Annotated in this window: 10 protein-coding genes; 7 read left to right on the forward strand and 3 right to left on the reverse strand. The window is 31.5% G+C overall.

Translation table 11 applies throughout. The annotated features are described in order from the left end of the window. Positions 1 to 3: 3 nt before the first annotated feature. A complete protein-coding gene (locus Q0783_RS01735) occupies positions 4 to 429 on the reverse strand; it encodes a TerB family tellurite resistance protein (protein WP_298754594.1) in 426 nt (141 codons plus the stop codon). Between the two features lie 96 nt (positions 430 to 525). On the opposite strand from Q0783_RS01735, the gene Q0783_RS01740 reads away from it, so the two are divergent. Then, positions 526 to 1,584, forward strand: coding sequence for an adenylate/guanylate cyclase domain-containing protein (locus tag Q0783_RS01740; RefSeq protein WP_298754592.1), 1,059 nt, complete (start codon positions 526 to 528; stop codon positions 1,582 to 1,584). 18 nt (positions 1,585 to 1,602) lie between these two features. Here Q0783_RS01740 and Q0783_RS01745 read toward each other — a convergent pair whose 3' ends face one another. Continuing rightward, the gene (locus Q0783_RS01745) at positions 1,603 to 2,013 is read right to left on the reverse strand and encodes a hypothetical protein (protein ID WP_298754590.1); all 411 of its coding nucleotides are present in this window, start codon (positions 2,011 to 2,013) and stop codon (positions 1,603 to 1,605) included. A gap of 160 nt (positions 2,014 to 2,173) precedes the next feature. On the opposite strand from Q0783_RS01745, the gene Q0783_RS01750 reads away from it, so the two are divergent. From Q0783_RS01750 to Q0783_RS01765, 4 genes are all read left to right on the forward strand, one after another. Beyond that, the gene (locus Q0783_RS01750; RefSeq protein ID WP_298892767.1) at positions 2,174 to 3,769 is read left to right on the forward strand and encodes a tetratricopeptide repeat protein; all 1,596 of its coding nucleotides are present in this window, start codon (positions 2,174 to 2,176) and stop codon (positions 3,767 to 3,769) included. A gap of 104 nt (positions 3,770 to 3,873) precedes the next feature. Continuing rightward, entirely contained in the window at positions 3,874 to 6,198 is a 2,325-nt protein-coding gene (locus Q0783_RS01755) for a T9SS type A sorting domain-containing protein (RefSeq protein ID WP_298892769.1), read from the forward strand. A gap of 109 nt (positions 6,199 to 6,307) precedes the next feature. Beyond that, positions 6,308 to 7,609, forward strand: coding sequence for a T9SS type A sorting domain-containing protein (locus Q0783_RS01760; protein ID WP_298892771.1), 1,302 nt, complete (start codon positions 6,308 to 6,310; stop codon positions 7,607 to 7,609). Positions 7,610 to 7,829: 220 nt separating this feature from the next. Then, complete coding sequence (locus Q0783_RS01765; protein ID WP_298754581.1) at positions 7,830 to 8,558, forward strand: DUF3575 domain-containing protein; 729 nt, start codon at positions 7,830 to 7,832, stop codon at positions 8,556 to 8,558. Between the two features lie 9 nt (positions 8,559 to 8,567). Here the strand turns inward: Q0783_RS01765 and Q0783_RS01770 are convergent, their stop codons facing one another. Further along, the gene (locus tag Q0783_RS01770) at positions 8,568 to 9,218 is read right to left on the reverse strand and encodes a hypothetical protein (RefSeq protein WP_298892774.1); all 651 of its coding nucleotides are present in this window, start codon (positions 9,216 to 9,218) and stop codon (positions 8,568 to 8,570) included. A 112-nt stretch (positions 9,219 to 9,330) separates the two neighbouring features. On the opposite strand from Q0783_RS01770, the gene Q0783_RS01775 reads away from it, so the two are divergent. Then, entirely contained in the window at positions 9,331 to 10,347 is a 1,017-nt protein-coding gene (locus Q0783_RS01775; RefSeq protein ID WP_298892776.1) for a trypsin-like peptidase domain-containing protein, read from the forward strand. Positions 10,348 to 10,501: 154 nt separating this feature from the next. Then, the gene (locus tag Q0783_RS01780) at positions 10,502 to 10,933 is read left to right on the forward strand and encodes a hypothetical protein (protein ID WP_298892778.1); all 432 of its coding nucleotides are present in this window, start codon (positions 10,502 to 10,504) and stop codon (positions 10,931 to 10,933) included. Positions 10,934 to 11,014: the final 81 nt, after the last annotated feature.

Consider the following 11,014-nt stretch of genomic DNA (forward strand, 5'->3'; position numbering starts at 1 on the left):
TTCTCACATCATCATATTGTCTATCCCTTCTTTATAACTGTCAAAATCACAATTATCATCAAATAAATCCAATGACTTTGCTACAATATACTTAACATTACTTGGATCAAATCCCATAGCAGTAGCCATTCGCGTTAACCATTTTGTCTGTTCTTCACCTTCGATACTTCTATCAGAATGAATCACTTTCACAACGTTATAAAAATGAGATACACGATGTTGATGCAAATATGGAGCAACAATATCATATGACATATAAGTATTAGATATAGTATTATACTCAGCATCTGATAGTTCCAATTTATTAGCCAAATGCTTTAGAAATAGTTTTTCTTTTTCAGATGCATTTCCATCTCTAAATGTAATTTTCATTATAGCCGCAAAGGCATCGTGGTATTGGCTTTTAGAATGTGCATTTTGTGAACTCATACTCTAAATTTAAATATTTATAATATAAAGATAAGCTATTTCAAAATTAGTAAATAAGGATTACTTTTATGCAGTTATACCAACAACCAATTTCTAATGAAACTTTTACAAAAAAAACTTCATATTCTCAAAGCTTATTTAATTGGTTGGTTTATTGCAAGTATCATATGGTATATGGCATCAAAATTCAGCTCCAATACTATTAATTTCATAAATCAATCATTTACAAATGATACTGTGATATTTCTTGTAACATGGATTTCGCAAGCACTACTTTATGGTTTATTACATCTCGCCATAGATCGGTTTATAAAAAACAGAGTTGCTTTTTATAAGCTTCAAGTTTATTCACTCTTCTCACAAATCATCACTGCTGTATTTTTGATTTTAATAATCTTTTTCTCATTTAAGATTACTAAGGTCATATCATCAAAAATTACAATTTTAGAGTTTTTAGATAAATTAGATGGCCTATGGATTGTGTTTCTATATGCATTAATTGTGAATTTTGCCATAAGTACCATAATCTATATTGATTTAGTATTGGGTAGAGGAAATCTTCTTAAAATGATTAGCGGCAAATTTTATACGCCTAAAGAAGATGAAAAAGTGTTTATGTTTTTAGATCTAAAAAGCTCAACCACCTATGCCGAAAAATTAGGCCATATTAAGTATAGTAGATTAATTCAGGATTGCTTTCATGATTTAGCTATCGTCAATGATTATAAGGCAAGAATTTATCAATATGTTGGAGATGAAGCTGTACTAACTTGGTCAATAAAAGATGGAATAGAGCATAATAATTGTATAAATGCCTTTTTTGCATTTAAGGATGTACTAAATGAGAAAAGCACATACTATCAAAAGAACTATGGACTTGTTCCCGAATTCAAAGCAGGAGTCAATTTGGGAATTATAATGGTGACTGAAGTTGGTGTACTAAAGCGAGAAATTGCTTATCATGGAGATACAATTAATACAACTTCAAGATTGGAAGGTGAATGCAATAGATTAGGTGCTGAATTGGTTATTTCAGAAAATGTTTTAAACGCCATTGATTTAAATGCTCAATATGCAATAAAGTTTGAGGATAACCTTTTATTAAAAGGGAAAAACACTAAAGTCAAAATGTATTCATTAAAAAAAACAACCTGATCTTTTTGGTTCAAATAATCATGTACTTATCTTTTTGATTTCATCTTTATAAGATTCCAAATCACAACCCTCTCTAATTAAAGCTAATGATTTAGCAACTATATCTTTAACATTACTAGGGTCAAAACCCATAGCAATTGCCATCCGTTCTAGCCATGTTATACGAGTACTATTAAACATTAAATTCTCTCCGTAAATTATCTCAGTAATTTTGTATAATGCTTCCTTACGTTCATCAAATGTATAAGGGGCAATTATTTTATAACTCATGTAGTTTTCTGAAATATCAAAATACTCTGAAGATGTAATTCCTATTTTCTTTCCAAAAACTTGAAGGAATCCTTTTTCCTCCTCTGAGGCATCACCATCTCTAAGAGTAATCTTCATTACCGCAGCATAGGCTTCAAAATATTTACTTTTCGCACTCATTTTAGCAAGTTTTTTCATTACAAGATTAGTTCTATAAAAATAAATTTTTAAAACGAATAATTGTATTGAAATCCATAATATTAACCTGTGGTTGTTAAAAAGGGAATAAAGGCGTAACTTGGAATTTAATCTCTTATTCACACTCCTATTCAGATTCATTATGAGATTTTATGTGTTTTTAGTATTTGTTCTATCCTCTGGATTAATGGGCTTAAAAGCTCAAGAAGAGGCTAATTTACTTATTAAAGATGGCGTAAACGCTATGGTAGAAAAGGATTACTCAAAATCTCTTGAACTACTTAACCAAGCCAAAGAATTGGCAATTAAAAATCAATGGTACGAACAACAATTTCTAGCCATTAATAATATTGGTGCCAATTATTATAATATGCTCGATTATGGTAAGGCTCTAGAATATTATTTGGAAGCATATACTATTGCCATTAAAGACTTAGAACCTCAACAAGAAATGATTGTTCTAAATAATATTGCAATTCTCTATTCTAAGGAAGAAAAATTCGACAAATCTGAAGAGTATTTTCTCAAGGCATATGACATCGCTAAAAAAAATAATGCAACTGTTAATTTAAGTATTTATGCTATTAATCTAGCCTCTGTTGCAAATAAAAAAAATGAAGTGTCTAAAGCTAGGTCATTTCTAGATGAAGCCATTAATTTATCCCAAGAATCTCCTGATTTTTTATTGGAAGCTAAAGCCTTGTTAGTAGAAAACTATTTATTAAGAGATAATACTGAAAGCTCAAAGAGATTAGCTTTTGAATTATTGCCGCAATTAAATAATGTTACTAATTCTGAACTTAAAAACAATTTATTATTATTGATTTCTAGAGCTTTTGAAAAGGAAAATCATATAGAAGATGCTATTTCTTATGCCGAAATGTCTGTGGAAGCTAGTATCACTTTAGAAAGTAAAATAAATGCTTTCGAACGACTTTCTAATTTGCTAACTAAAAATGAATCCTATATAGCAGCTTTAAATATAAAAGATTCATTGATTATTGCTAAAGAGAAATTAAATACCATAAATGATGGTCAATTATTTGAAAGAAGTAAAGAAAAGTTTGAGATTGAAAATTATAGAAAAGAATTAAATGACCAACAACAGGAAATTGAAAAAGAGAGAAAGGCTTTCTATACAATTTTGGGCGCAGCTTTATTATTGTTTCTTCTAATTATTTGGGCTTTAAGAAACCAAATTTTAAAAAATAAACAGCGTAAAATTCTTGAAAAAAGAAATCAAGAAATTCTGACTTTAGAATTAGAGAAAGAAAAAAATGAAAATTTATTACTCGAAAAACAGCTAAAAAGCGAAATTGAGTCCAAGAACAGAAAACTCTCGGCAAAGGCGCTTTTCTTATCAGATAGAAATAAGCTTGTTACGACTATTATTTCCGAATTAGAAGCAAACAATACCTTGGAACATTCTTCAACTATTAAACAGCATATTAAGAACCTAAAAAGCTACTTAAAAACAGATGAAGAATGGGACAGCTTTATTAAGCATTTTGAAGAAGTAAACCAAGGGTTTTTAAGCAATCTTAAAAGAAAGCATACTTCAATTAATGCTAATGATATTCGGTTCATTTCTTATGTATATATGGACCTTTCTCCAAAAGAGATTGCTACAGTTTTTAATATCACTCCCGAAGCTTGTAGAAAACGGAAAGAACGTATTTCAAAAAAACTTGGATTAGGTGAGAGTAACGATCTCTACCACTATTTAGCTTCTCTATAAGGCATTGTCACGTTATTCTAATAAAATGTCACACTATTTCGGTCTACATTTTTGCTAGATGTTTTGGTTTTTAGAAAGATTTGCCTAAATCTAAATTAATTACCATGAAAACAACTTTACAATCATTTTTTACTCTAGCACTAATTATAAGTTGCTCTTTTAATTCCTTTGCTCAAATTAGCTATGAAGGAAATAGTACATACGGAAGGTTAGACGATGTAACCTATGACCTTAATACAGAAAACACATTATATGCAGTTTCACTTGGAAACCACATAATGAAATCTATTGATAATGGTATCAATTGGGAAGTCATGTATTCATTTCCTGAAAGCGGTACTCAAATTAGTGACTTAAGATTAATGGGGAATGATACCCTTAGTTTTATTATTAAAAACTCTGGTCAGAACGCGAATAACACCATTTATTTTTTCGATTTAAACACTCAAAATATATCACAACAGATTACAGCACCTAATCCAGGCTTATCAGATCAACAATGGGTTACATCTTATGATATTTATAATCAAGATCCAAACATTATCTTGTTTGCTCAAGGATTTAATTATCAGAACATAAATTATGTAAAAGTATTTTACACAACCAATGCTGGAAGTACTTGGTCTGAAGTTTATTTTAATACAAATTATGATTCTGTATTTATAAACAAGGTTGCGATTCACCCTAATAATCCTGGTAGTTTATATATGTCGAGAAATTATGGACCAAATGGTGTTGATGGTGGTTTATTTGTATCAAATGATGCCGGTGGAACATGGACTGAAAAATTAGCAGGTATTGTATTAAGTCCAATTACTTTTAATCCACAGAATGCTTCAGAGATGTTATTAGGAACTTCATCATCGTTTGGTGGTGGAGATCAGAATCTATACCACTCTTTAGATAATGGTGACACTTGGCAACCTATGACCATAACATGGACCAATCTATACGACTGGGCTGATGACGATATCACTCGAATTGAATTTAATCCTACAGATGCCAATAAGATAATAGTACTAGATACCAATGAAATGATAATATCAAGTGATGGTGGTGCAACATGGACTAACCATATTTACCCGCTTAATGATGACTTCACTGAAAACCCAGACTCTTATTTTTATGGGCTTAATGTGTCTTTCAACCCTTTCAATAACAATGAATTAATGGTCAATGCCAACTATCATCCTTTTAAATCGACTGATGGTGGTGTAACTTTAGAAAAATTAGAGAATCCTTTCTTTCTTTCTAATAAAGTAGCAGTCTCTCAAATTGGATCTGAAAATTTATATTATGGTGTACAAGGTGGTTTAGTCCATAAAGACATGACTACAAATTTAGAAACAGCACATAATATCATACCTCTTAATATTGGGAATATTGGTAATGGAAATACATATTTTATAGATCGAACTACTGAAGGTAGAGTCTATAGTTTTACAAGTGGAGGCTTTGGTAATACATTACTTAATGTGAGTAATGAATTTGGAGCAAATCCATTTCCTATTTACGGTGTACAATTTGACAACCTTCTTAGTACGACTACAGATCCATCAAATAATAATATTGTTTGGGCGTCTTTTCAAAATTCAGGAACCTACAAAATTGATTTTTCAGATCCAATGAGTCCTACACCTACACAAATTACACTTCCTGAAAGTGGGTTGCATTGGTCAACAGCTTTTGATGGTCAAAATCCTAATACTGTATTTGTTTCAGTTGGTACAAACTTTTACAAATCTTCAGATAATGGTGCTACCTGGGAGTTGAAGAGTGACGGCATTTCCTTAACACCAAATAGTGATGCTATTTTAGATATTAAACAAAATCCAAATAATAATCAAGAAATCGTAATTGCAACTACTCAAGGTATATTTAAGACAACAGATTATGCTGAAAACTGGACACAGGTCTATATAGGTGATAATGTCACTTCAATAAAATATTCTGGTACTAATCATCTTGCCGCTTCAATATATTCGTCACCAACAACTGAAGCTCAAATATTAGTGAGTAAAAATAATGCTGATACTTGGATCGAAATTCCTGTTCAAGCCATTGAAAATGTTGGCTCTCAGAGTATGGACTTTACTTTTGATGTTAATTCTGTTACAGTATATATAGCAACTCCAGACCTTGGGATTATGACGTATAATATTAATACAGACACATTATCAACTCCAGATAATGAATACAGCGAATTAGATATTAAAATGTATCCAAATCCTGCAAAAGACATTTTAAATATTCAAATTCCAGAACATTTAAATATTGATAACGTGAGTATATTTTCAGCAACAGGTCAAAAAGTCAATGACTATGACACGCTTCAAAACATAAACGTGTCTTCTCTATCAACTGGGTTATACTTTGTTCGTATTCAAAGTGGGAAAACTGTTTGGATAAAAAGACTTAGTAAACTCTAATCTTAATCTTCTATATAAAAAGTATAGACAATCGTATTCTTATTTCATTTGGAACTAATTGTATAATTAATTAGCACCTTATTTTATTAACTGACTAAATCTTATTTAAATGAAAATCAATGCACTTAGTATAAACAGAATTTCAACTTTTATTATAATCCTGCTTATGTATTCAAGCAACTGTAATGCACAGTTAAATATTCTTGATATTGGATTTATATTAACTGATGTTAGTGATGATGGTACCATTGCTGTAGGTCATAATAATGCAGAACATTTTATATGGACCGAAGCTAATGGTGTAAATTTAATTGGAGGTGTCGAACCTTCATTTTACGGTGGTCAAACTAGAATTAATGGGGATGGGACTATAATTGCAGGCACACGCATTAATCCAAGTAACAGTCTAGGGGAACTAAGTTCGTATGATGTCGATACACAAGCATGGACATCATACGGTTCTTTAGGTTTCTCGTCTCAAGGCTCTGCAAGTTCTGCTTGGGGAATTTCATCAGATGGATCAACAATTGTTGGCCTAGGCTGGTTCAGCTCTGGGTCTGCTCATGCCATAAAATGGACAGCCGATGGAGGTCTAGAAGATCTTGGAAGTACAGTACCTGGTCAAAGCACAAGAGCGAATGCCGTCAATAATGATGGTAGCGTAATTGGTGGATGGCAAGATAATTCAGATGGAATTCGGCAAGGTGCCATATGGACTAATGGTGTTCAGACCTTATTAACCCATTCTAATAACAATCCCGCTGCTGAAGTTGGCACTTTATCTGATGACGGCCTTTGGGCTGGTGGTGGTGGACAATCACCTACAAATGAATTTCAGGCATGGAAATGGAGTCAATCATCAGGAATCATTAATATTGGACCTTCTCCAGTAAGTGGATGGAGAGGAACCACAACAGGCTTATCATCTGATGGTGAAATTGCAGTTGGTTATTATAGACAATGGCCAGGACCAGCAGCTTTTGGAAGAGGTTTTATACATACAGAAAGCGAAGGATTAGTGGACCTTACCGACTATGCTATTTCAGTAGGTATAGATGTTCAAGGCGCTATATTAGCATTACCCTTAGGATTATCTGACGATGGTTCCACCGTAGTTGGAGTGACAAATAATGGCAGAGGATTTATTTTTAGATTACCTCTACTTGGAGTTGAAGATAATGTATTTGATGATTTTTCGTTGTATCCAAATCCTGCCAAGGATATTTTAAATTTTCAAATTCCAGAACATTTAAATATTGATCGTGTGAGTATATTTTCGGCAATAGGTCAAAAAGTCAACGACTATGACACGCTTCAAAGTATAAACGTGTCTTCTCTATCAACTGGGTTATATTTTGTTCGTATTCAAAGTGGAAAAACAGTTTGGATAAAAAGATTTAGCAAATTATAATTTGCATATTCTTTTCTTATTATATCATAGATAATCCCTCTATTTTATTTCAACAGGTATCATAAATATGGTGCCTGTTTTGCATTTATTATATCTCATAAATTATTAGGATTCGATTTTCCAATAGGATAACATCAAATATTGAAGTAAATTTAAATTCTCTATTAGAATTATTTCTAGTAATCAAACGTTTTAAAAGAATAAAATCATAATCTCAATAATGAAAAAAAACACATTCATTACTTTTTTTACTATTGTATTAGTGCTAGTATCTCATAGTAGTTTTGCACAAGATGACGATTTAGATTTTAGAAAAAATCACATTAGCGTTGACCCTATACTTCCGCTTTTTGGAACATTTCAAATACATTATGAACGTGGCATAGGAATTAATACATCTTTGGGTGTGTCTTTTGGTTATAAAGGGTCTTCTGGTGTCTTTGAAGTGACTCAAATAAGCTTTGATCGCTTTGATTCTAATGATTTAAATTTCTCTGGATTTAAAGTTATTCCAGAATTTAGATGGTATTTTCAAAAACGTAAATCAGGACTCAATGGTCTGTATTTAGGTGCTTATTTTAAATATCAAGACGCAAGTGCAGATTTAGGAGGCGTATATACATCTAGAGAAGACGAAGTCAGTGATATTTTAATTGACGCAAACTTAAAGTCCTCCGTTTTTGGAATAGAACTTGGATATAAATGGCTGTTAAAAAAAGGTTTTTTTATTGATCTAATTTTTGCAGGCCCTGGATTTAGCACTAATAGAATTACTTTAACAGAAATTAGTCCTGTGCCTCAAGCTTTTTATGATGATTTATCAGAAGCATTGCAAGATATAGGCATCATAGATTTTATTGATCCCGATTTTAGAGTTAATGGTAATCAAGAAACTAAAATTACACTTCCAGCTTGGCGATATGGAATAAAGTTAGGATACTCGTTTTAAAACTAAAATCTATTTTGGAATAATGATTTCATCTTTAATAATCTGTCCAACCATTTGTTGTGAAAAGGTTAAAGCTGCAGATTGTAATGAATAAGGGTCCACTAGCGAAGATTCACCAGTCCAAACCCAAGTCTCTTTCCCTTCTACTAGCTCTCCTTTTAAATTATATAAAACAGCTTCAATAACATAAGATTTTGTAGGCACATAATATCCAGGTTCGCTAACGGTAATGTAACGTTGGTAAATATGCTTCCCCACTTTATAATAACCAGCTGGTACTGAGTAGCTATTCCCTTGTTGATAGCGATGACCATCGTTAGTACTAATTAAACTCATAGTAATTACGCCATCCAGATTATTATCCTTAATTATTTTTATCAGGTTTGCTGGTTGTTGATCCTTTTCACTCATATTTTGAGGAAATATATCTATCCCTTGAACCACATTAATCCCATTGTTTTTAAATAAATTAACAGCTGTTCTTTCAAATGCTAATCTAGACGTCAAATCATTACTTATGCCAATAACTGCTATTTTAGAATATGTTTTATCTGTATATCCTTCTTTCACAAAACTAGAGGACAGTCTCGGAGCGCAACTAAAAATCAAAAAAGAAATAGAAAAGAGAATAAAACCACTTTTAATGGATAAAGTTTTCATAACGAAATTAGAATTTAAAAATGAATATTTCAGTTCAATTATATTAAAAAATAGCCTAATTTAGAGCTATATAAAGATACGTATTCTTTATCAAAAAAGAGTTTATAGTCCTATGAAAAACACATTAATCATTATCATTTTTTTCTTCAGTTTTGTCCTCAATGCTCAAGATCTTTCAAAAATTTATGAACAAGTAAGTCCTGCTGTAGTAGCCATTTTTACTCAAGAAAACACCATCACTACTAATCAGGCAAATACTTCACAAAAAGTTAGCACTAGTGGTTTGGGTTCAGGTTTTATGATTTCAAACGAATTAATAATTACTGCCGCTCATGTCGTTAGAGTGCCCGAATCCTTGGTTGTTAAGTTTTCAGATGGAGAAACCATACCTGCCAAAGTGATATCATCATATGACAGCGCTGATATAGCACTAATTAAATTATTAAGACCAAAACTAAATGCAATCACAGTGTCCTTTGGAGATTCTGATAAAATGAAAATTGGCCAACAAGTATTTGTAATAGGTGTTCCTCTTGGTGTAGGCTTTTCACTATCATCAGGATACATTAGCGCATTCAAAAGACAAAATTTAGGAAAAAACCAATTTACAAACACAGAGTTCATTCAAACAGATGCTGCTATAAATCAAGGTAACTCTGGAGGTCCAATGTTTAATTTAGAAGGCGAAGTTATAGGTGTTGTAAGTCATATAAAATCAAATTCGGGAGGCTCCGATGGGATTGGTTATGCTTCAAGTTCAAATTTAGTGGCTAAATTATTATTGAATAATAAAATCCCTTGGTTTGGAGCCGAGTTTTACACGCTCACAGGGAAAGAAGCTAATCTTTTTAACTTGCCTCAAAAAAGCGGACTATTAGTTCAACGAGTTGCATCATTAAGTATTTTTGATGATATGGGAGTAAAAGGAGGTGATATGGAGATTTCTATTGGGCTAAAAAAAATAATTGCAGGAGGTGATATTATATTAGCCTTTAATGATATACAGTTTGAATTAACTGACGACACTTTAATTAAACTCGCTGAATTTGGACAAAATTTATCAAATGATGACGCCTTCGAAATTACAGTTCTAAGATCAGGCAAAATTATCACTTTAAAACATCAATAGCTCGTGAAATTTCTTCGATTTTCATACATTTACGTCTTATTAATTCAGAAGTGTATTTTATTTTTGCACTAAATGTTATGAGTCCCTGAAAAGTTTAAACTTATTAAGTGAATAGAACTTAACTTAAAAATGAATCCAATTAAAGATTAAAATCATGAAAATTATTAAAGCGTTAATCATTTTAGTATGCGTGTTTTCAATGTCAGCTGTAAATGCTCAAAGTCAAAAGGAAAATGAAAAGGAAGAATATGGATATGGTATTTTTTCAATGGAAGAGTTCTCTAGTTTACATATTTGGGTTGATAACCAAGTTGAAGGATTGATGCTTAGCGCTGAAACACTAATAGAATATGAGACTTTATTTGCATTTCACCTTGATAAAATAGGACGCTATAAGGATAAAGAAAACAGAGATAAAGTCTTGCCTGAAGCTGAGTATTTAAAAAGCATTAAGGAAAATATTGGTAACTTAAATTCGAGTGTTGAACCCATTTTATCTAAAGATCAAAACAAAAAACACTTAAAGCTAATGGCTGAATTTGAAAAAATCCTTACCAATAAGCTTTTACTGAATAAAAAGAAATAAAAAAAAGCATTCTATCAAGACTAATGCAAGATTAGAAGGTTAATGTAATAGACTAGGTGCAGAATCACTTATTTCAGAAAA

It is taken from the genome of uncultured Psychroserpens sp., from assembly GCF_947500255.1.
In the GTDB taxonomy this organism is placed as follows: Bacteria; Bacteroidota; Bacteroidia; order Flavobacteriales; family Flavobacteriaceae; genus Psychroserpens.

Bases quoted from the DNA above. Each gene is read 5' to 3' on its own strand.
- Q0783_RS01735 (WP_298754594.1), bottom strand. From the start codon at position 429: ATGAGTTCACAAAATGCACATTCTAAAAGCCAATACCACGATGCCTTT.
- Q0783_RS01740 (WP_298754592.1), top strand. From the start codon at position 526: ATGAAACTTTTACAAAAAAAACTTCATATTCTCAAAGCTTATTTAATT.
- Q0783_RS01745 (WP_298754590.1), bottom strand. From the start codon at position 2,013: ATGAGTGCGAAAAGTAAATATTTTGAAGCCTATGCTGCGGTAATGAAG.
- Q0783_RS01750 (WP_298892767.1), top strand. From the start codon at position 2,174: ATGAGATTTTATGTGTTTTTAGTATTTGTTCTATCCTCTGGATTAATG.
- Q0783_RS01755 (WP_298892769.1), top strand. From the start codon at position 3,874: ATGAAAACAACTTTACAATCATTTTTTACTCTAGCACTAATTATAAGT.
- Q0783_RS01760 (WP_298892771.1), top strand. From the start codon at position 6,308: ATGAAAATCAATGCACTTAGTATAAACAGAATTTCAACTTTTATTATA.
- Q0783_RS01765 (WP_298754581.1), top strand. From the start codon at position 7,830: ATGAAAAAAAACACATTCATTACTTTTTTTACTATTGTATTAGTGCTA.
- Q0783_RS01770 (WP_298892774.1), bottom strand. From the start codon at position 9,218: ATGAAAACTTTATCCATTAAAAGTGGTTTTATTCTCTTTTCTATTTCT.
- Q0783_RS01775 (WP_298892776.1), top strand. From the start codon at position 9,331: ATGAAAAACACATTAATCATTATCATTTTTTTCTTCAGTTTTGTCCTC.
- Q0783_RS01780 (WP_298892778.1), top strand. From the start codon at position 10,502: ATGAAAATTATTAAAGCGTTAATCATTTTAGTATGCGTGTTTTCAATG.